We start from the raw sequence: 20589 nt of genomic DNA on the forward strand, positions 1-20589 counted from the left end.
CCTCCGGGAGAAGTAAGGCCGTGCAGGCGGGAGGACTTTGGGGAGACACCGGGCCCGCACGGCCGCCCTTCTCACGAGGCAGGAGAAAAGTATCTCAACCGATGAGGTAGTAAACAGGTCTGCGCCGCTCCGCCTGCGAATTGCGGCGAGAAGAAGGCGGATGAATCGGGGTAAAGCTAAACTTGATTGCGCTTGCCAGCGGCCGCGTCTGTTAGAGCTTCCGACTCAGCTCCCGCATCGCGTCGTCGAGGCCGTCGAGCGTCAGCGGGTACATGCGGTCGTTCATCAGCTCGCGCATGATCTTGACCGATTGCGAATAGCCCCAATGCTTTTCCGGCACCGGGTTCAGCCAGGCGGCGGCGGGGTAGGTGGTGGCGATGCGGTGCATCCAGACCGCGCCGGCTTCCTCGTTGAAATGCTCGACCGAGCCGCCGGGATGGGTGATCTCATAGGGGCTCATCGACGCGTCGCCGACGAAGATGACCTTATAATCGTGGCCGAATTTGTGGAGCACGTCCCAGGTCGGCGTGCGCTCCGAAAAGCGGCGGCGATTGTCTTTCCACACGCCTTCGTACAGGCAGTTGTGGAAGTAGAAGAACTCCAGGTTCTTGAACTCGGCGGTTGCGGCCGAGAACAGCTCCTCGCAAAGCTTGATGTGGGGATCCATCGATCCGCCGACATCGAGGAACAGCAGCAGCTTGACCGCATTGTGCCGCTCCGGGCGCATATGGATGTCGAGCCAGCCCTGGCGCGCGGTGCCGTCGATCGTCGCGTCGATGTCGAGCTCGTCGGCTGCTCCCTCGCGGGCGAAGCGGCGTAGCCTGCGCAGCGCAATCTTGATGTTGCGGGTGCCGAGCTCCTTGGTCGAATCGAGGTTCTTGAACTCGCGCTTGTCCCAGACCTTTATCGCGCGGCCGTGCCGGCCTTCTTCCTGGCCGATGCGCACACCTTCGGGGTTATAGCCATAGGCGCCGAACGGGGAGGTGCCGCCGGTGCCGATCCACTTGTTGCCGCCCTGGTGGCGTTCCTTCTGCTCCTCGAGCCGCTTCTTCAGCGTCTCCATGATCTCTTCCCAGGAGCCGAGCTTCTCGATCTCTTTCATCTGCTCTTCGGTCAGGTAGAGTTCGGCGACTTTGCGCAGCCAGTCCTCGGGGATCGGCACCGCTTCGGTCCCGTAGCTCGTCTCTATGCCCTTGAAGACCTTGGCGAAGACCTGGTCGAACCGGTCGAGCAGTCCTTCGTCGTGAACAAAGGTGGCGCGGGCGAGATAGTAGAATTCCTCGGGGCTACGCTCGATCACCTCGCGGTCGAGCGCTTCCAGCAGCACCAGATGCTCTTTCAGCGAAGCCGGAATGCCGGCGTGCCGCAGCTCGTCCATGAAGTTGAAGAACATCGGGGGAGCCTAGCCCACGCGTTCGTACAGCGTCCAGTTCTGTCCCGAGGGGCCGCGCGAGCGGGCCGAGGTAATCGCGCGCAGACCCGCGCCGCACAGCCGCGTCGCGAACCGGTCCGGCGCTTCGCCTTCGAACCATTCGGTGAAGACGAATCGCGCGCTTCTACACGCGTTGTCGACGCGGATCGGGTAGCGGCCCTCCGCCGCAGCGACTTCCATCAGCGCCAGCCCGCTTTCGCGTACGACGCCGACATGCGCGCCTTGCGGTGCGCGAACGGCCAGCGCATCCACGGCTGGCGCGACGTCGCCGCGCCCATCGCGGATCAGCGCCAGGTCGCTCGCCAGGCAGGCCGTGCCAAGGACCAGTATCGCGCCTATCGCAGCGGGACGGCTGCGCCGCAGCAGCGCCGGCAGCGCCTCGCCGACCAGCAGCAACAAGGCCATGCCGATCAGCAGGTAATAGCGCGCATGCCCGGCATTGACCGGCCGCAGAACCACGATCGCGAGCGGGAAGGCGATGAGTGCGAGCGCGTAAAAGGCCAGTCGCGGGGTTCGCATCGCCAGGGCCAGCGCGCCAACCAGCGCGAGCAGCAGCGCAGGCAGGCCGAGTGTATAGCCCAGCATGGTGCGCAGGCCGATACCCAGGTCCGAGAAACTGAACGGCGCGATCGAGCCCAGCCGGAACTCTGCGCCTCCCATCAGAACCGGCGCGAAGACAATGCCGACCGCAAGCAACAGCGCGCCGCATGCAGGCCCGAGCAGCCGAGCTGTCCGCCCAATAGCGATTCGCCAACCGTCCCTTCGCCACAGGGCCAGCAGAACCCAGCCGACCAGCGCGCAGGCCATGAAGGCCATGGTGAGCTGGAACAGCGCACCGACGAAGAAACAGATCGCAAGCGTCGCTGGCCGGTCGGCTTCCGGCTCGCCGTCGAGGAAGCGGTCGACATACCAGATAGCGATCAGCACCATCAGCATCATCGGTGCATAGCCCCGCGCCTCGGAGCCAAGGTTCACCATAACCGGCGACACCGCGAAGAGCAGGGCCGTCGCGATTCCGGCCGCCGGACCCCGCCGCGCGCCGATCAGCCCGGCGACGAACACCGCCAGCGTTCCCGCCGCAATCGACAATGCACGCGCGACCAGCGGCGGCGCGCCGAGCCCCACGAACTGCAGCCATAACGAGTTCAGATGGTGATTATTGTCGTGATTGATCTGCACGAACACGCCGAGCGGCGTCTGCACCTGATGCGCGAGCACCGCCGACCACGCCTCGTCCAGCCACAGGCTGCCGCGCGCGGCCGCGATCCGCAGGATCAGTCCGCAAAGGGCGATGATCGCGATCCAGGCGCGCAGGCGCGGGGGCGGCAGGGTTTCTATGCCGGGCACCGCCTCTCCCTGCCAGCTCGCGCTTAAAGCCGCGCTAACGAGGGCAACGCGGTTAAGCGATCCTCAACCCATTCCCCCTACGCCGCTGGCGAACATGCCGAAAGCAAGAGCAGAAGAAGAATGATCGAGGGCGCAATCAAGGCGGCGGATCCGGGTGCGATCGACGCTGTCGCAAAATCCTGTGGGGATCTGGCGGTCGGCTGCACCGAAGCGGCCACCTATGTCACGCAGGTGTCGGCCAGCCTTGGCCGGCAGATGCAGGTGCTTGCCGATCTCGAGCAAGTGACGGCCGCGCTCGAGGCTGACCAAAGGCGCGCGGCGGATTCGACCGACGAAGCGCGGCTGCTTGCCGAAAAGGCGCGCTCCAAGCTCGACGAAGGCACGCGTATCATCTCGCAATCGATGGGCGACTTCACGGCGCTCACCGAACTGGTCGTGCGCCTGGGCGAACAGGTCACCAATTTCGCGGCGGCCATGACGCAGGTCCAGCGCGTGACCTCCGGCATCGACTCGATCGCGCGCACCACCAACATGCTGGCGCTCAATGCCGCGATCGAGGCTGAGCGCGCCGGCGCGGCGGGACGCACATTCGCGGTCGTCGCGGCCGAGGTGAAGAAGCTGGCGCAGGACACGCGCGGCGCGACCGAAGAAATCAGCGCTACCGTCGCCTCGCTCGCCCGGGAAGCCGAGATGTTCGTCGCCGAGATCGGCGAAGGCGTCGCCAAGAGCCGGGCGGCGCAATCGAGCTTCGGCAAGGTCAATGACACGGTGGGCGAAGTCGCCCAGATCGTCGAAATGGTCGAGCAGCAGTCGGACGGCATTGCCCGTTCGACCAGCCTAATCCACGACAATGCGATCCGGGTGAAGGACGAGCTTGCCGGTTTCGTCCGGGAGGCTGGCACCAACGCCAAGCAACTCGTCGACGCGCAGCAGACCATGACCAAGATGGAATTGCTGTCTAACCACATGTTCGATCAACTCGTCCATAGCGGCTTCGCGCATGACGATCAGCGGTTCGTCGAGATGGCGATCGGCGCCTGCGACGAAATCCAGAATCTGATCGAAGGCGCGATCGCGCGCGGAGAGATCGGCATGGCCGATGTCTTCGACACCGACTACCGGCTGATCACCGGCTCCAATCCCGAACGCTTCGACACCCGATTCAACGCCTTTGCCGATCGCTATCTGCAGCCGATCATCGACCGGGTGACCGACAGCGACAGCGCAATCGAGGGCGCGGTCTGCTCTGACGTGAACGGCTATCTGCCGACGCACCAGAGCCGCCGCTCAAAGACGCCTCGCCCCGACGATCCCGAATGGAACGACCGCAACTGCCGCAATCGCCGCATCCTCGACGACGACACGACGATGCGGGCAGTGAAGAGCGACGCGCCCTTTATGATGGCCGTCTATCAGCTCGACCGCGGCAACGAAGTGCTGATGGTCAAGAATGTCTATGTGCCGCTGTGGATCAACGGCAAGCGCTGGGGTAATTTCGAAATCGCCTATGTAAACCGCTGAGGCGGTTGACATTCGGCCGCTTGCCGGGCCCCTTGGAGCATCTTTCCGGGGGGAAACATGCTGAAGCTTGTTGCACTGCTTGCGCTCGCGGCGCCCGCCTTCGCCGCGACCGTGCCCAATGCCGTGGTCGTCGATCCCGCGCCTGATGCCGTGGCGCCCGCCGGCATGGCTGCCTTCGTGCTGCCGGTCGAAGGCGGCGCGGTGAACGCCGTGATGTACACGGCCTCGGGGGCGCGGCCGCATCCGACCTTGCTGTTGCTGCACGGCTTTCCCGGCAACGAGCAGAATCTCGATCTCGCCCAGGCCGCGCGCCGCGCCGGGTGGAACGTGCTGACCTTTCACTATCATGGCTCCTGGGGCAGCCCGGGCGCCTTTTCGTTGGGCGGCGCGACAAGCGATGCGCGAGCGGTAGTCCGCTTTCTGCTCGATCCGAAGACGGTCGCGAAATACCGGATCGATCCCGCGCGGATCGTCGTCGCCGGGCACAGCATGGGCGGCTTCATGGCGGCAGATGCGGCGGCCACCGAACCGCGCGTCGCCGGCCTGGTGCTGATCGATGCCTGGAACATCGCGGAAACCGCGCGCTCGCTCGCCACCGAGCAGGGCCGCCGGGAGTGGCATGAGGAAGCGGTCGGCGACTTGCCGCCGCTTGCCGGCACCAGCGAACAGGCATTGGCCGACGAGATGATCGCTGGCGGCGCACGGTTCGATCTCCCCAAGCGTATCGCAGCTTATGGCAAGCGCCCGCTGCTGGTGCTCGGCGCTGAGCGGGGCGGTGGCCGCGCTGCGGAGCAGACGCTGGAAGCCGCCGCCCGCAGCGCTGGCAATGATCGAGTCGCCGGGCAAGTCATGCCGACCGACCATCCTTTTTCCGATCACCGCATTACGCTCGCCGCCGCGATGATCGACTGGCTGGGCACGATCGGCGCGCGCTGAGCCGGCTTGCCCTCGGCCAATCGATCGCCCATATGCGCGCCGGGAGTCGGGCGGACGGTGCATTCGCCAACCCGGTCAGGTCCGGAAGGAAGCAGCCGCAACGAACTCGCCCCGGGTCGTTCCGGCTCCCACCGCGCAGCCCTCGTCCTGAGCTTGTCGAAGGAGCGGCCGGCCTCGCCTGAGGCGAGGACCGACGACGCGGCTTCGCCGCGGCGCCTCCAAGCAAGAAGAACAGGGCTTCGACAGGCTCAGCCCGAACGGTTAGGGTTGACCCAACATGTCCGAATCCTCCGCTTACCGCGTTCTCGCGCGCAAATACCGGCCGCAGCGTTTTTCCGAGCTGATCGGTCAGGATGCGATGGTCACCACGCTCGGCAACGCGATCCGGCGGGGCCGGCTGGCGCATGCCTTCCTGCTGACCGGCGTGCGCGGGGTCGGCAAGACCTCGACCGCGCGGCTTATTGCCAAGGCGCTGAACTGCATCGGCCCGGACGGGCAGGGCGGACCGACCATCGATCCGTGCGGCGTCTGCGAGCCGTGCCGCGCGATTGCCGAAGGGCGGCATATCGACGTGGTCGAAATGGACGCCGCTTCCCACACCGGCGTCGACGATGTGCGCGAGATCATCGAGGCGGTGCGCTACGCCGCGGTCTCGGCGCGCTACAAAGTTTACATCATCGACGAAGTGCACATGCTGTCGAAGAACGCGTTCAACGCGCTTCTAAAGACATTGGAAGAACCCCCTGCGCACGTGAAGTTTTTGTTCGCGACGACCGAGGTCAACAAGGTGCCGGTGACGGTGCTGTCGCGCTGCCAGCGCTTCGATTTGCGCCGCATTCCGGCCGACAAGCTCGCCGCGCATTTCACGCATGTGATCGAAGCCGAAGGAGCGCGCGCCGAGCCCGAGGCGCTGGCGCTGATCGCCCGCGCGGCCGAAGGCTCCGCGCGCGATGGCCTCTCGATCCTCGACCAGGCGATCGCTCACGCCGATATGGAAGGCGGCGAAGTGACCGCCGCTCAGGTTCGCGACATGCTCGGCCTCTCCGACCGTGGCGCGATCCGGCGGTTGTTCGGGCATCTGCTTGGGGGCGAGGCGAACGAGGCCCTGTCCTCCCTGCATGATCAATATGACCTCGGCGTCGATCCGGTGGGTGTGCTGCGCGGACTGCTCGAGGCCGTGCACGGCGTCACCATGGCCAAGATCGGCGGCGGCGCTGACCCGTCGCAATCGGCCGAGGAACGCGAAGCGCTTGGGGAATGGGCGGCACGGCTGTCCTTCGCCCAGCTTCACCGGCTGTGGCAGCTCCTGCTGAAAGGCCATGACGAGGCGGTGCGCTCGGCGATGCCGCTGGAGGCCGCCGAAATGGCGCTGCTCCGCGTCGTCCACGCGTCCGAGTTGCCGGACCCCGCCGAGCTGCTGAAGCGCATCGGCAATGGCGAAGCGGTCGCGACCGCACCTGCGCCGACGCGCGTTGCGCCGCCCGCTCCGCCGCCTGCGCCCACCGCGCAATATCCCGCGAGCTTTCCGGCGCTTGTCGAATTGCTCGGCAAGAGCGGAAAGCCCCTGCTCGCCCAGCAGCTCCACGATTTCGTCGGGCTGCAGCGCTACGCCCCGCCCGAGCTGGCGGTGAAGCCGCTGAAGCCGATGGGCAGCGATTTCTTCCGCGATCTTACCAGCGCGCTGAAGACGATGACTGCCGCCGTCTGGACGGTCAGCACCGACGAGGGTGACGCCCAGCCGTCGCTGCTCGAACAGGAGCGGGCGGTCGAGGAAGCTGCCAAACAGGCGATTCTCGACACGCCATTGGTCAAGGCGGCGTTCGAAGCGTTTCCGGATGCGGAGCTGATCGACTACAGCGCCGCCGAACAACGGAGTGCCCCATGAAGAACCTCGACGACATCCTCAACATGGCGAAAAACGTCCAGGATGAGCTCACCAAGGCGCAGGCCAATCTCGACAAGATCGAAGTGGAAGGCGCGTCGGGCGGCGGGCTGGTCAAGGTGAAGGCGACCGCCAAGGGCCGCATCATCTCGGTCGATATCGACGAATCGCTGCTTCAGCCGTCCGAGAAGCAGATGCTGGAGGATCTGGTCGCCGCGGCGTTCAACGATGCGCGCGCCAAGGCGGATGCGGCGTCCAGTCAGGAAATGGGCAAGATGACCAGCGGCCTGCCGCTCCCCCCGGGCTTCAAACTGCCCTTCTGAGGGAGGCGGCAGGCGCCGTCAGAATCAGGCCGACTGGGCCTGGACGGTAGCTGGGATGTCGTGCGTGGGCGGCAGCTTCATGCGCAGCCCCTCGGGCAGCCGCTCGACGATCATCGCCCGCGCGGCTTGCCAGAAGGCGGAGAGCAGCAGCAGCGCCGATCCGATCACCAGCGCGGTGAGCGCCACGTTCAGGCCGACCGCGCCCAGCTCCCGGAACAGGGCGCTCAGCGCATACAGCACATAGGCGAGCGACGAGACCATCAGCGCGCGGCGGTCGATCGCCAGCGCGACCAGCGCCAGCAACACGTACAGCAGGACGACGATGACTGCGCTGCCCATCGACACCGCATTGTCGAACACGCCCAACGCCTGGAACACCGGATGCACGATCAGCGGCGCGGCGAGCAGGTGCAGCCAGAAGGCGACGTCGGCGCGGCGCGTCTTGCGCTCGCGGTCCGACGCATCCCACCACATCGCAAAGCCGAACACGCCGATGCCCAGCACGAACGCGCCCGTCAGCATCGCATTGCGGAGAGCAGGGGCGTCGCCGATCGCGGAGGCAATCAGCGCCAGGATCAGGCCCGCGCTTGCCGCCGCTCCCGCCGCGACGGTGATCGGCACGCGGAAGCGCCGCCAATGCAGCCAGGTCGCGCCTGCCGCGACGGCTGCCGCGGCGCCGAGAATCAGCGCGAGCGTGCGTGGATCGGCCTCATGGTTCAGCGTTTCCTTGTCGAGCGTCAGCCCGATGCCGATCCCGACCGTCGCGAACACGCCACCGGTGAAAGCGAGCAGCAGCAGGATGCTGGGCAGCGCCATGCGCCGCTTGCGCGTGAAGAATTCGGCCAGCCCCCAGCTCGCCGCCGCGACCAGCACGCCGGACGTGAAGGACGGGCCTTCGCCGCCCAGACGCGGACCGATGTCCTGCCCGATCCAGGCCAGCGCCACGAGCAGAAGCACGCTCGCGATCGCGACGAAAATATCGTTGAAGCCAGTCAACAGCCGGAATTGCTCTTCGTCGACCACGGATGTCGTGGTCTGTTCCGCCAGAAACCGGCGCAACGCGCCCGCCGCTTCGGGCGTGATCGCCCCCGCGGCGACGGCGCGCTCTAGATCGGTATCGCTATACATCGGCAATCCTCCCAGCGGGAGGAATAGCACAAGTGTGTTAGTGTAGCAATACGGTACGGTCTATCCGCCCTGCAGCAGCGTCAGGATCGCCATCGATTGCTCGGCGCCCGATTGGGGCACGGTCTCGCCGGTGCGGTCGGTGATGCGGTCCCAGGCGGCCGCGACGCCTTCGGGGGTGCGCTCGGCTTCGGGCAGCAACACGCCTTGCGTCATGGTCACATAGGCGGCGTGGAACATGCCAGCGCCTGCGCCGATGATCATGTTCGTGGGCGCATCCTCGCTGACCAGATAGAGCGCAGCCGGCACGACATTCTCCGGCGCGAAGGCCTTGAAGGCCTCGGGCGGGAACAGGTCTTCGGTCATGCGAGTGCCGGCGACCGGCGCGATCGTGTTCACCCGCACATTGTATTTCGCGCCTTCCAGATGAAGCGTCTTGGTGAGGCCAGCCAAGCCCAGCTTCGCCGCGCCGTAATTCGCCTGGCCGAAATTGCCGTACAGCCCGGTCGAGCTCGCCGTCATCAGGATACGGCCATAGGCCTGCTCGCGCATCGTTTCCCACACCGCCTTGGTGCAGTTCGCCGAGCCGTTCAGGTGCACGTCGACGACGAAACGGAAATCCTCCGGCTCCATCTTGGCGAAGCTCTTGTCGCGCAGCACGCCCGCGTTGTTGATGAGGATATGGACGCCGCCCCAGCGCTCTTTCGCGCGGGCGACCATCTCGACCATCTGCGCATATTCGGTGACGCTGCCGCCGTTCGACATTGCCTCGCCGCCGGCCGCCTCGATCTCCTCGACCACTTTCAGCGCCGCGTCGGAATGGCCGGTGCCGTCGCGCGTGCCGCCCAGATCGTTGACGACGACTTTGGCGCCCCGCCGCGCGAGCTCCAGCGCATAGGCGCGGCCCAGGCCGCCGCCCGCGCCGGTGACGATGGCGATGCGGTCCTTGAAGCTGATGGTCATGAAAAAAGAGCCTCCCGAAACTGGTTCGGGAGGCTCTTCGCGAACTCTCAATAAGCCCGCAAGCGCTTTAGCGGCGCGTGCGGCGACGATGCGCCGGCGGTCCGCCCTTCGTGTCCGATTCGCGTGCCGAGCTCTGCTGGCAGTGATCGGTGATGGTGCGGCTGCAGCGCGGATAGGGGCCACCCGCGGTCGCCGGCGGGGCGGTCATGTTGCCGGCTTCCTGAACCGCAACGACGCCCGAGCCGGTGGTGCCGGTCGTGGTCGTCGCCATGCCGGTGTCAGTCGACATCGTGCCGGTCGTCGTGGTGGTCGTGGTCGTCGACGCCGGCGGAACCGCCGCCGTGCCGGGGTTCTTCCCCATCGTATCGCGGTCGCCCATCGTGCTGCCGGGTTGCAGCGTCGCGTTCGACCCGATCGGCTGGCCCGCATCACGCGGGTCGGCCTGCGCATAGGCCACGCCACCGATCAGCAATGCAGACGCCAATAGAATGCTTTTCATAACCATCTCCTCCGTTGCGGGCAGCCTCCCGAACTGCACGCATCAAAGCCCCGTGCCCAAAGCGCGTGTCGCGCGCAGGGGTGTAACGATCCACTTTCGGAGCGGTTTCCGGTCTTTTCGAAGAATCTAGGCGGCCAAGCCTTCGAACTGCAGGCGCGCGAGGCGAGCATAGAGACCGCCCGCGGCGCTGAGGCTGTCGTGATTGCCGGCCTCGACGATCCGGCCTTCGTCCATGACGATGATGCGGTCGGCCGCACGGACGGTGGCGAGCCGGTGCGCGATCACGATTGTCGTTCGATTCTCCATCAGATGCTCCAGCGCGTCCTGCACCAGTCGCTCCGATTCCGCGTCGAGCGCGCTGGTCGCTTCGTCGAGCAGCAAGACAGGCGCGTCGCGCAAGATTGCGCGGGCGATCGCCAGGCGCTGGCGCTGACCGCCTGAGAGGCGCGCGCCGCCTTCGCCCATGAAGGTGTCGAGGCCGTCCGGCAGGCCTTTCAGGAAATTGGCGGCGTTGGCCGCTTCGGCGGCGGCCCAGAGCTCGGCGTCCGACGCTTCCCACCGGCCATAGCGCAAATTGTCGCGTGCGGAGGCGGCGAAGATCACCGTTTCCTGCGGCACCATGGCGAGCCGGGCGCGGACGTCGGCGGGATCGGCCTCGCGCAGATCGACGCCGTCCAGCCGCACCGCGCCGAGCTGCGGGTCGTAGAAGCGCTGGGCGAGCTGCAGCAGCGTCGACTTGCCCGCCCCGGACGGGCCGACCACTGCCACCGTCTCGCCCGGCGCCACGTCCAGCGAGAAATCGTGAAGCGCGCTGGTGTCGGGCCGGGTCGGATAGCGGAACGTCACGTGCTCGAAGCTGAGCCGCCCCTGCGGCGGCTCGGGCAGGCGGACCGGATGCGCGGGCGCCTTGATCTCGGGCCGTTCAGCGAGCAGTTCGGCCAGCCGGCCGGCCGCACCCGCGCCGCGCAGCAAGTCGCCATAGACTTCGGTCAGCGTACCGAACGCGCCGGCGACGAGTCCGCCGGTCAGCACGAAGGCGGCGATCGACCCGCCGCTGATCCGGCCGGCAGCCACGTCGCTGACGCCTTCCTTCAGCACCAGCGTGATCGAGCCGAAGATCAGGGCGATGACCACCGCTGTCATGATCGCGCGAATGAAGATGCGGCGTTTGGCGACGCCGAACGTCGCCTCCACAGCGCTGCCGAAACGGCTCTTTTCCCGCTCTTCCTGGTTGAACGCCTGGACGATCTTCATCGCGCCCAGCGTCTCCGCGACGATGGCGCCGACATCGGCGATGCGATCCTGGCTGGCGCGCGAGAAATTGCGCACGCGCCGGCCGAGCAGCACGATCGGCGCCACGATCAGCGGGATGCCGAGCAACAGCGATCCAGCGAGCTTGGGCGAGAGTACGAACAGATAGACGACGCCGCCGAAGCCGGTGAACAGATTGCGGAGGGCGACCGAGACGGTGGTGCCGACGATCTGCTCGATCACGGCCGTATCCGAAGTCATGCGAGAGGCGATTTCCGAAGGGCGATTCTCCTCGAAAAAGCGCGGCGCGAGGGTCACCAGATTGGCGTGCACGGCCTTGCGGATGTCGCCTACCGTGCGCTCGCCGAGCCACGACACGAAATAGAAGCGAAACGCCGTCGCCAGTGCGAGCACGCCGACGATCATCAGCAGGTAATAAAAGGAAGCGGAGACGGCATGCTGATCGCCGCCGCTCGAAAACCCTCGGTCGATCGCGCGCTTGAACCCATAGGGAATGGCGACCGTGGCGGCCGACGCGACAATGAGGGCGACTGCGGCGCAGGCGATATGGCCCGGGTAGCGGGACGCGTAGCGCCAGACCATCGCCAGATTGCCGAGCTTGCGGGTTTTCGGCTCCGCGTCCGTGTCCTTCGCCATCGCGCGGGGGAGTAGCAGGACGGCGCGACGGCCTCAACCTATCCACAAGCGCGTGAGCGTAACGATTGCGTCACACAGCGATTTGATCCAAATCAGGGACGAAGCGTTCAGGGGTGGGCGCTATATAGGAACGCTTGATGCTGTACGACGCTTATGAATGGCAGCGGTCGCTGCTGGCGGGGGCGAGCGCATTTGCCAATGCCAGCGCCGAACTTCTCCAGAACCCCGCCAACCCATTTGCCTATTTCGGCGGCGGCCCGGTGCTGGCGTCTGCGCTCGAAGTGTTCGCGCATGCGGCCGCGCCGCGCGGCAAGCCCGAATTCGGGCTGCACTCGACAACCGTCGATGGACGCAAAGTCGTGGTCGAAGAGGACATCGTTGTCAGAAAGCCTTTCGGCCAGTTGAAGCGTTTCCGGCGCGAGGGCGTCGAGGGCGGGCAGAAGCTGCTGATCGTGGCGCCGATGTCGGGCCATTATGCGACGCTGCTGCGTGGCACCGTGCAGCGCATGCTGCCGAAGCATGACGTGTACATCACCGATTGGCGCGACGCGAAGCTGGTGCCGCTTGAAGAGGGCAGCTTCGATCTTGAGGATTACGTCGATTATCTGATCGAGTTCCTGGAGGCGATCGGGCCGGGCGCGCACATGCTCGCCGTCTGCCAGCCGTCGGTGCCCAGCTACGCCGCGGCAGCGCTGATGGCCGCCGGCAAGCACCCGTGCCGGCCCAAGACGCTGACCATGATGGGCGGCCCGATCGATACGCGCGAAGAACCGACCGGCGTCAATACGCTCGCGACGCAACGTCCGCACGCCTGGTTCCAGCAAAATGTGATCGCGACCGTGCCCTTCACTTATCCGGGCGCGGGGCGGAAAGTATATCCAGGCTTTCTCCAGCTCGCCGGCTTCATGTCGATGAACCTGGGCGATCACCTGATGAGCCACTGGGAAATGTTCAAGCATCTGGTCCAGGGCGACGGGGAGAGCGCGGACCGCACCAAGGAATTCTACGACGAATATCGCGCCGTCTGCGACATGACGGCGGAATTCTATCTCGAGACCGTCGATCTGGTCTTCCAGCGTCATGCCTTGCCGAAAGGCGAGTGGGTGCACCGGGGCGTCAAGGTCGATCCGGGCGCGATTGCCGACATCGGGCTGTTGGCGATCGAAGGCGAACGCGACGATATTTCGGGCGTCGGCCAGACCAAGGCCGCCCTGAAGCTCGCCACCAACCTGCCGACGGCCGAGAAGAAATACCTGCTGGCCGAAGGCGTAGGCCATTACGGCATCTTCAACGGCAGCAAGTGGCGCGACATGATCGCTCCGGTGGTCGAAGACTGGATCGCCGCCCACGCGGCCTAACGCACCGCGAGACTTTCGGCACTGGCGGCGGCCAGCGCATCGGCGATCCGTTCCGCGGCGCGCCCGTCGCCATAGGGACTGTGCGCGCGGGACATGCGGGCATGCGCCTTGGCGTCGTCCAGCAGGCGGCACACTTCCGTTACGATTCGCCGGCTGTCGGTTCCGACCAACCGCGCTGTGCCCGCGGCGATGCCTTCAGGCCGCTCGGTGGCGTCGCGCATGACAAGCGCGGGCACGCCCATCACCGGCGCTTCCTCCTGCACGCCGCCACTGTCCGTCAGCACAAGATAGGCGGCGGATAGCAGGGCGACGAACGGCGCGAAATCGAGCGGCTCGAGCAGGGCGACGTTCTCCAGGTTCCGCAAGGCCTGCTCCAGCGGACGACGGATGGCCGGGTTCGGGTGCAGCGGCAACGCAATGAGCACGTCTCTGCGCATCGCCAGTGCGCGGATGGCGTCGGCGATGTCGTCGGCCGCCGCAAAGCTCTCGCGGCGGTGGCAGGTGACGAGGACCAACTTGCGCCCGTGGCAGCGGTTCAGCACGTTCAATGCAGCGCCGGCAAGTTCGGGCTGCACCCGCAGGCGAGCGCGGACCTGATGAAGCGCGTCGACGACGGTGTTGCCGGTGACGAGGATTTTCTCGTGTGCGACGCCTTCGTTTCTTAGCGCACGCGCCGCGGCCGTCGTCGGCGCGAAATGCCAATCGGCGATCGTGGAAATCATCCGCCGATTGCCTTCCTCCGGGTGCGGCGTGGACAGGTCGGCGGTCCTGAGACCCGCCTCGACGTGCGCGACCGGAATCCGTCGATAGAATGCCGCCTGGGCAGCGGCGCACGCAGTGGCGGTGTCGCCCTGCACGATGACGCGCTCGGATCGTTCATCGGCGAACACCTTGTCGAGCAACACCATCATCCGCCCGGTCGCGGCGCCGATGGACTGGCCAGGACGCATGAGGTTCAGATCAATGTCCGGCCGTATTCCGTCGAGAGCCAAGGCTTGATCGAGCAATTCGCGGTGCTGCGCCGTCGCGCAGACGCGGACCGGCATTTTCCTGCGCCGCAAGGCCTGAATGACGGGCGCAAGTTTGATAGCCTCGGGACGCGTGCCGAGTACGACCAGAATGCCGCCCAAGAAGCTTTTCCCCTGAATGCCCGGATCGACTAGGCCACAGCTTCAAGGGTTTCGCAAGCGTTTCAACTTCTTAGAGGCCGCTATAGCCGCGGAACCAGCGGACGAATCGCGGAATGCCCTCATCAAGCGTTACCTTGGGCACGAAACCGAGATCGGCTGTCGTGTCGCCGATATCGGCATAGGTGTCCTTGACGTCGCCGGGCTGCATCGGGTGCATTTCGCGGATCGCCGCGCGTCCGCAGGCGGTCTCGATCACCTCGATGAAGCGAGTAAGCTGCTCGGACCGATTGTTGCCGAGATTGTAAATGCGATGCGGCGTGCCGTTGGCCGGGGGGCGGTCGAGAGCGGCGATCACGCCATCGACGATGTCGTCGATGTAAGTGAAGTCGCGGCGCATATCGCCATTGTTGAACACCTTGATCGGCTTGCCGGTGAGGATCGCTTCGGTGAACAGCCACGGCGCCATGTCCGGGCGGCCCCAGGGGCCGTAGACGGTGAAGAAGCGCAGGCCGGTCAGCGGGATGCGATAGAGATGGGCGTACGTCTCGCTCATCAGCTCGTCCGCCTTCTTGGTCGCGGCGTAGAGCGAGACGGGATGGTCGACCCGGTCGTCGACGCTGAACGGCAGGTTCGTGTTGCCGCCATAGACCGAGGATGACGAGGCATAGACCATCGGCAATTGGCGATGTCTCGCCAGTTCCAGCATGTTCAAATGCCCGACTAGATTGGAATGCGCATAGGCGCGGGGGTTCTCGATCGAATAGCGCACGCCGGGCTGGGCGCCGAGATGGGCGATCTGGTCGAATGGGAGGTTTTCGAGCGCGCGCTCCAATGCCTCATGGTCGGCGAAGTCGACGCGGAGCAGCGTGAAAGCATCGCCGTGCCGCCGCTGCAGCTCAGCGATGCGATCTTCCTTGAGCTGCGGCAAATAATAGGGCGTGAAATTGTCGATGCCGATCACGCGTTCGCCGGCCGCGAGCAACCGGTCGGCAACGTGAAAGCCGATGAAGCCGGCTGCGCCTGTGACAAGCGTCGTCATGCAGTCTCCCGATGTGCGGCGCGCCGCAAACGGTCGCGAATGGCGAGGCCCAGACCTTCGGCCGGGATCGGCGCGACGGCAATGGCTTGCGCATCGGACGCGTCGGCCTGGTGCAACAGGTCGAACAACCGCGCCGCCGCCTCGACCAGATCGCCGGTCGTGCTCAGCGATGCATCGCCGCGCACCGGGCCGAAGCCGATCAGATACTCCTGCGACAGCGCTTCGGTCGCGTCGAGCCGTAGCGGCTTGGCCGGCGCATAATGGCGTTCGAGCATGCCCGGCGCCTGCACCTTCTCTCCCGTCGCGAGCGACAGGCCCAGATCGATCGGGCCGGGCCGGAGCAGGCGCAGCTGATCGCCGTCTGCCGCAACGATCGTGGATTCGAGCCCGACCTCGGTCGGGCCCGCATCGATGACGAACGGGATGCGTCCGCCGAGGCTCTTCAGCACATGTTCCGCGCGCGTCGCGCTGATCGTGCCGCTGGCGTTCGCGGACGGCGCGGCGAGCGGGCGGCCGCTCGCGCGAAGCAGGCCCTGCATGGTGGGATGACCCGGCACCCGGATCGCGACGGTCGGGAGGCCGGCCGTCACGATCGAGGGCAGCGGCGCATCATCGCGTTTCGGCAGCACCAATGTCAGCGGACCGGGCCAATACCGCTCCGCCAGCCCCCGAGCATCGGCGTTCAGCTCCGCCAGCCCTTCGGCGGCGGCGATGTCCGAGACATGCACGATCAACGGGTTGAAGCTCGGCCGGCCCTTCGCGGCATAGATACGCGCGACGGCTTCGGCATTGGTCGCATCGGCGGCGAGGCCGTAGACTGTCTCGGTTGGCACCGCGACCGGCTCGCCAGCAAGGATCAGCCGCGCTGCTTCGGCGATGCTCTCGTCGGAAAAGGGCAGGACGCGGGTGTTTGAGGCAGTCACCGGCCCGCGCTATAGCCGCGCGACACGTTTCTCAAGGAGCGCCATGACCTACACCCCGCCCGCCGCCGAGCAGCGCTTCGTGTTGGACCACGTCGTCCGCATCGGCGAACTCGTTGATGATAGCGAGTTGGTCGATGCGATCATCGAGGGGGCGGGGGCTTTTGCCGCCGGGGAATATGCGCCGCTGAACCGGCTGGGCGACCAGGTCGGGGCCAGGTGGGTGGATGGCCAGGTGGTGATGCCGGAGGGGTTCCGCGCGGCCTATCAGGCTTTCGTAGGGGGCGGCTGGGGCAGCATCAATGCGCCCGAGGCATTCGGCGGACAGGGGCTGCCTTACGCTCTGGCCACCGTTGTCATGGAGGATCTCGGCACGGCGAACATGGGCTTTTCGCTGATCAACATGCTGACGCCGGGCGCGATCGAAGCGCTGGTGCATCATGGCAGCCCAGACCAGCAGGCGGCCTATCTGCCGAAGCTGGTGACTGGCGAGTGGAACGGCACGATGAACCTGACCGAGCCGCAGGCGGGCTCCGACGTCGGCGCGCTCCGCACCACCGCCACGCCCGCTGCCGACGGAAGCTGGCGGATCAAGGGCACGAAGATCTTCATCACCTTCGGCGAGCACGACCTGACCGACAACATCGTCCACCTCGTCCTCGCGCGCACGCCTGACGCGCCGGCGGGCACCAAGGGCATTTCGCTGTTCCTCGTTCCCAAATACCGGCTGAACCCGGACGGCACGCCGGGCGAGTTCAACGACGTCCGCTGCGTTTCCATAGAGCACAAGCTGGGCATCAACGCGTCGCCCACATGCACTCTGAGCTTCGGCGACCATGACGATTGCCGCGGCTGGCTGATCGGCGGCGAAATGGGCGGGATGCGCGCGATGTTCACGATGATGAACAATGCGCGGCTGAACGTCGGCCTGCAGGGCGTGCAGATCGCCGAGCGCGCGACCCAGCAGGCGCTCGCCTTCGCGCAGGAGCGCGTGCAGCTTGGCAAGCCGATCGTCGAGCATCCCGACGTGCGGCGGATGCTGCTGCGGATGCGCGCGCTGACTCAAGGGGCGCGGGCGCTGATCTATTACGCAGCGGGGCAGGCCGATCGCGCGCATGGCGGCGATGATGCCGCAAGGGCGCGGCTCGATTTACTGACACCGCTCGCCAAGGCGTGGGGCACGGACGTCGGCTGCGAAGTCGCGTCGCTGGGCGTGCAAGTGCATGGCGGCATGGGCTTTGTCGAGGAGACAGGCGCCGCGCAGCACTATCGCGACATCCGCATCGCGCCGATCTATGAAGGCACCAACGGCATCCAGGCGGCCGATCTCGTCAACCGCAAGCTGCCGATACAGGGCGGCGAGACCGTCGCCGCGCTGATTGCCGACATCCGCACCGAAGCGGGGGACGAGCCCGCGCTGATGGACCTGGTCGGGCGCATCGAAGGCGTGGTGCGCTGGATGCTCGGCAACGAAGTCAGCCCCGAGGACCGGCTCGCCGGCAGCTATCCGCTGACGACGATGCTGTCCGTGGCGGTAGCCGGCTGGCTGCTGGCGCGGCAGGCCAAGGCCGCATCGGGCGGCACGCCGTTCGAGCAGATGAAGCGGACGGTCGCGCGCTTCTTCCTCGACCGGATCGTGCCGGAAGCGGCGGGGTTGGAGGCTTCGGCCAAGGCAGGGGCGGAAGCACTTTATGCGCTGAATGCGGAGACGCTCGCCGCCTGACGCGCTTTGTCTGAAGGCTTGACAGACGCTCCACCACTGTTATTTAAGTAGTTACTTAAATAACAGTGGTTCGGAAACGTGCAGGCTTTTCAATCTCTTCCGCAGACCTTTGCCGCGCTCGGCGATCCGACTCGGCTGGCCATCCTCAGCCAATTGGCGACCGAAGGCGATCTGACGGTGCAGGAGATTGCCGCGCCCTTCGCAATGAGCCTGCCGGCCGTGTCGCAGCATCTGAAGGTGCTCGAGCGGGCTGGACTTATTGCGCGCGGACGCGACGGACGGAAGCGCCCGTGCCGGCTGAACGTCGAGCGCCTTAGCGAGACCGCCCGCTGGTTCGACCACACCCGCGCCGCCTGGGAAGCGCGCTTCGGTAGGCTGGAACGATTCCTCGCAGCGACAGAGACGAAAGGTGACGACCATGACCGCTGACCCCCGCCGAAGCTGGGCGCTCGATCGCGAGATCGTGCTGTGCCGTGTGATCGACGCTCCGCGCGAGCGCGTCTTCGAGGCGTGGACGGACCCGAAGCAGATCGCGCAATGGTTCGGACCTGACGGGTTCACCGTCGAATCGCTGGAGTGCGACATCCGCCCCGGCGGCCGCTGGCGCTTCATCTACACCGGGCCAGACGGCAAGATTTGGGATAACCGGATCGTGTTCCTGACGGTGGAGGCGCCGCGGCTGATCGAAATGGAGCATGGCCACGACAAGGACGACGACCCCACGCGCTTCCACGTCACGGTCATGTTCGATGAGCAGAGCGACGGGAAGACCGTGCTGACCATGCGCCAGCTTCACCCGACCAGGGAGCAGCGCGAGGGGGCAATCGGCTTCGGCGCGGTGGAGTTCGGCTATCAGACCTTGGGCAAGCTGGCGCGCCACGTCGGCACGTCCTGACGGTCACTAGGTGGACAGATACCAGCGCTCGCCGGCTTCTAAGCCCAGCGCGGTCAGGCGGCCGCTGGCGAAGGCGCCGGTGTCGATGCCGATGCGGTTCGGGCGTTCCTCGACGTCGTCGGTGATGGTGTGGCCGTGCACGATCACTGCGCCATGGTCGCCGCGGAAATCGAGGAAATCGGAGCGGATCCAGCGCAGGTCGCCGCCGACCTGCTGGTCGAACGGCACGCGCGGGCGAATGCCGGCATGGACGAACAGGTAATCGCCGATGGCGATCTGGTTCTCCAGACTTTCGAGGAACGCGACATGCTCGGCAGGCACGCGGTCGATCAGTGCGGGCAGCAATTCCTCATAATCGAGCCGCTCATATTCGGACTCGTCGAAGCCGTAGCTGAGGATGGTCGCGCGGCCGCCGATCTTCACGAAGAATTTGAGCGCTTCGAGGCTGCCCTTCAGCGCTTTGAGAAACACTTCCTCGTGATTGCCCATTAGCAGGCGGACCGGGCGGCCGCTCCGCTTCAGCTCAAGCGCGCGCTGGACGACGCCGGCCGAGTTCGGGCCGCGGTCGACCAGGTCGCCCAGAAAAATGATTTCCGACCGGGCCGGCCCGCGCGCACGCTCATCGGCATCGATCCGGAACAGCAATTGGTCGAGCAGGTCGAGCCGCCCGTGGATGTCGCCGATCGCATAGACGCGCACGCCGTCCGGCACCCGTGCAGTGGCCTGGGCGGGTTCGATGGCGCGGCGGAGGAGCTTCAGAACCATGGGAAGCGCGCCATATAGGCGCTTGGCGCCTGAACGCTAGATTGATCGACGGCCCTCAGGCGTTCGGGAAGGCGAAAAGCGCGGTCGAGCGATCGTCGAGCGTTACGGTTGCGGTGCCGCTCACCGCCCAGCATTGGCCGGCCGCGAAGCGTTCACCGTCGATCGTCCCGCCACCGGTCACCGGCACCAGCCAGCCCTTGTCAGCCGAAACGTCATGCTCACCGCTTTGGAGATGCTCGACCGTGAACTTGCGCTCCTGCGCCTCTTCGAACGGCTCGAGCGTCGAAACGGCCATGCCGTCGTCGAGATGCAGCTCGCGCGGGCGGCCATAATCGTAGAGCCGGTAGGTGAGGTCGAGATTCTGCTGGATTTCGATGACGGTCAGGCCCGCGCCGATTGCGTGGACCGTGCCGGCGGGGGAATAGATGAAGTCGCCCGCCTTCACCGGCCGCCAGTCGAGCAGGCCGACGATGCTGCCGTCGAGCGCGGCGGCGCGGAGCTGCTCGGCGGAGAGCGGCTGCTTCGGCCCGAGCGCGATCGTCGAATCGGGCTCCGCCGCCAGCACCAGCCAGGCCTCGTCCTTGCCGCGCGGATAGCCGCGGTCGCGGGCGCCTTCATCGTCGGGATGGACCTGCACCGACAGCTTTTCGCTGGTGAACAGATATTTGATCAGCAGCTCAGGGTCGTCGCCGGCGGGCGAGGGGAACCAGATTTCGCCGATCGGTTCCTCATCCGGCGCCGGATTCTCGAAGCCGGGCCAGAGCTGATGCCGTCCCCAGGGCTTGGCGACGCGTTTGGTGGGGAGAAGGGTGGCAGGCATGTG

19 protein-coding genes and 1 other RNA gene are annotated in these 20589 nt (G+C 66.2%); 9 read left to right on the forward strand and 11 right to left on the reverse strand.

Annotated features, from left to right (window positions below; all coding sequences use genetic code 11):
• Positions 1-211 precede the first annotated feature (211 nt).
• Positions 212-1393: a vWA domain-containing protein gene (locus ACFSCW_RS07640; RefSeq protein WP_380888253.1), complete on the reverse strand. Its 1182-nt coding sequence runs from the start codon at positions 1391-1393 to the stop codon at positions 212-214.
• Positions 1394-1402: 9 nt separating this feature from the next.
• Positions 1403-2779 carry a hypothetical protein gene (locus tag ACFSCW_RS07645; protein WP_380888254.1) on the reverse strand — a complete coding sequence of 459 codons (1377 nt, stop codon included), beginning with the start codon at positions 2777-2779 and terminating at the stop codon, positions 1403-1405.
• A gap of 120 nt (positions 2780-2899) precedes the next feature.
• On the opposite strand from ACFSCW_RS07645, the gene ACFSCW_RS07650 reads away from it, so the two are divergent.
• The 5 genes from ACFSCW_RS07650 to ACFSCW_RS07670 all read left to right on the forward strand — a co-directional run bounded on the left by ACFSCW_RS07650 (position 2900) and on the right by ACFSCW_RS07670 (position 7441).
• On the forward strand, positions 2900-4300 hold the full coding sequence (locus ACFSCW_RS07650) for a methyl-accepting chemotaxis protein (protein ID WP_380888255.1): 1401 nt from the start codon (positions 2900-2902) through the stop codon (positions 4298-4300).
• A 57-nt stretch (positions 4301-4357) separates the two neighbouring features.
• Entirely contained in the window at positions 4358-5236 is an 879-nt protein-coding gene (locus ACFSCW_RS07655) for an alpha/beta hydrolase (protein ID WP_380888256.1), read from the forward strand.
• 38 nt (positions 5237-5274) lie between these two features.
• Positions 5275-5372, forward strand: an RNA gene (gene ffs / locus ACFSCW_RS07660) — signal recognition particle sRNA small type.
• Positions 5373-5513: 141 nt separating this feature from the next.
• Positions 5514-7121 (forward strand): DNA polymerase III subunit gamma/tau, encoded by a 1608-nt coding sequence (locus ACFSCW_RS07665; RefSeq protein WP_380888257.1) that lies wholly within the window; start codon positions 5514-5516, stop codon positions 7119-7121.
• The gene (locus ACFSCW_RS07670) at positions 7118-7441 is read left to right on the forward strand and encodes a YbaB/EbfC family nucleoid-associated protein (RefSeq protein WP_380888258.1); all 324 of its coding nucleotides are present in this window, start codon (positions 7118-7120) and stop codon (positions 7439-7441) included. Before ACFSCW_RS07665 ends, ACFSCW_RS07670 begins: the two co-directional genes overlap by 4 nt.
• Positions 7442-7465: 24 nt before the next feature.
• Here the strand turns inward: ACFSCW_RS07670 and ACFSCW_RS07675 are convergent, their stop codons facing one another.
• From ACFSCW_RS07675 to ACFSCW_RS07690, 4 genes are all read right to left on the reverse strand, one after another.
• Entirely contained in the window at positions 7466-8569 is a 1104-nt protein-coding gene (locus ACFSCW_RS07675) for a hypothetical protein (RefSeq protein ID WP_380888259.1), read from the reverse strand.
• A gap of 60 nt (positions 8570-8629) precedes the next feature.
• Positions 8630-9529, reverse strand: a complete 900-nt coding sequence (locus tag ACFSCW_RS07680; RefSeq protein ID WP_380888260.1) for an SDR family NAD(P)-dependent oxidoreductase — start codon at positions 9527-9529, stop codon at positions 8630-8632.
• 67 nt (positions 9530-9596) lie between these two features.
• A complete protein-coding gene (locus ACFSCW_RS07685; RefSeq protein ID WP_380888261.1) occupies positions 9597-10028 on the reverse strand; it encodes a hypothetical protein in 432 nt (143 codons plus the stop codon).
• 126 nt (positions 10029-10154) lie between these two features.
• The gene (locus tag ACFSCW_RS07690) at positions 10155-11936 is read right to left on the reverse strand and encodes an ABC transporter transmembrane domain-containing protein (protein WP_380888262.1); all 1782 of its coding nucleotides are present in this window, start codon (positions 11934-11936) and stop codon (positions 10155-10157) included.
• 137 nt (positions 11937-12073) lie between these two features.
• Here ACFSCW_RS07690 and ACFSCW_RS07695 point away from each other — a divergent pair, with 137 nt between their 5' ends.
• On the forward strand, positions 12074-13294 hold the full coding sequence (locus ACFSCW_RS07695) for a polyhydroxyalkanoate depolymerase (protein WP_380888263.1): 1221 nt from the start codon (positions 12074-12076) through the stop codon (positions 13292-13294).
• Here the strand turns inward: ACFSCW_RS07695 and wecB are convergent.
• The 3 genes from wecB to ACFSCW_RS07710 form a co-directional block, all read right to left on the reverse strand.
• Positions 13291-14424, reverse strand: a complete 1134-nt coding sequence (wecB, locus tag ACFSCW_RS07700) for a non-hydrolyzing UDP-N-acetylglucosamine 2-epimerase (RefSeq protein WP_380888264.1) — start codon at positions 14422-14424, stop codon at positions 13291-13293. The two genes, ACFSCW_RS07695 and wecB, sit on opposite strands and share 4 nt — an antisense overlap.
• Before the next feature lie 70 nt (positions 14425-14494).
• Positions 14495-15463, reverse strand: coding sequence for an NAD-dependent epimerase/dehydratase family protein (locus ACFSCW_RS07705; RefSeq protein ID WP_380888265.1), 969 nt, complete (start codon positions 15461-15463; stop codon positions 14495-14497).
• The gene (locus tag ACFSCW_RS07710; RefSeq protein ID WP_380888266.1) at positions 15460-16386 is read right to left on the reverse strand and encodes an L-threonylcarbamoyladenylate synthase; all 927 of its coding nucleotides are present in this window, start codon (positions 16384-16386) and stop codon (positions 15460-15462) included. Before ACFSCW_RS07710 ends, ACFSCW_RS07705 begins: the two co-directional genes overlap by 4 nt.
• 43 nt (positions 16387-16429) lie before the next feature.
• Here ACFSCW_RS07710 and ACFSCW_RS07715 point away from each other — a divergent pair, with 43 nt between their 5' ends.
• The 3 genes from ACFSCW_RS07715 to ACFSCW_RS07725 all read left to right on the forward strand — a co-directional run bounded on the left by ACFSCW_RS07715 (position 16430) and on the right by ACFSCW_RS07725 (position 19001).
• Positions 16430-18106, forward strand: coding sequence for an acyl-CoA dehydrogenase (locus ACFSCW_RS07715; RefSeq protein ID WP_380888267.1), 1677 nt, complete (start codon positions 16430-16432; stop codon positions 18104-18106).
• Between the two features lie 78 nt (positions 18107-18184).
• A complete protein-coding gene (locus tag ACFSCW_RS07720; protein ID WP_380888268.1) occupies positions 18185-18535 on the forward strand; it encodes an ArsR/SmtB family transcription factor in 351 nt (116 codons plus the stop codon).
• Positions 18525-19001 (forward strand): SRPBCC family protein, encoded by a 477-nt coding sequence (locus ACFSCW_RS07725; RefSeq protein WP_380888269.1) that lies wholly within the window; start codon positions 18525-18527, stop codon positions 18999-19001. The genes ACFSCW_RS07720 and ACFSCW_RS07725 overlap by 11 nt, the downstream gene beginning before the upstream one ends.
• Positions 19002-19007: 6 nt before the next feature.
• Here the strand turns inward: ACFSCW_RS07725 and ACFSCW_RS07730 are convergent, their stop codons facing one another.
• Together ACFSCW_RS07730 and ACFSCW_RS07735 are read right to left on the reverse strand one after the other, a co-directional pair.
• Positions 19008-19766, reverse strand: coding sequence for a metallophosphoesterase family protein (locus ACFSCW_RS07730; RefSeq protein ID WP_380888270.1), 759 nt, complete (start codon positions 19764-19766; stop codon positions 19008-19010).
• A 55-nt stretch (positions 19767-19821) separates the two neighbouring features.
• Positions 19822-20586, reverse strand: coding sequence for a class I mannose-6-phosphate isomerase (locus ACFSCW_RS07735; protein WP_380888271.1), 765 nt, complete (start codon positions 20584-20586; stop codon positions 19822-19824).
• Positions 20587-20589 lie beyond the last annotated feature (3 nt).

The sequence above is a fragment of the Sphingomonas tabacisoli genome (assembly GCF_042678385.1).
GTDB lineage: Bacteria > Pseudomonadota > Alphaproteobacteria > Sphingomonadales > Sphingomonadaceae > Sphingomonas_B > Sphingomonas_B tabacisoli.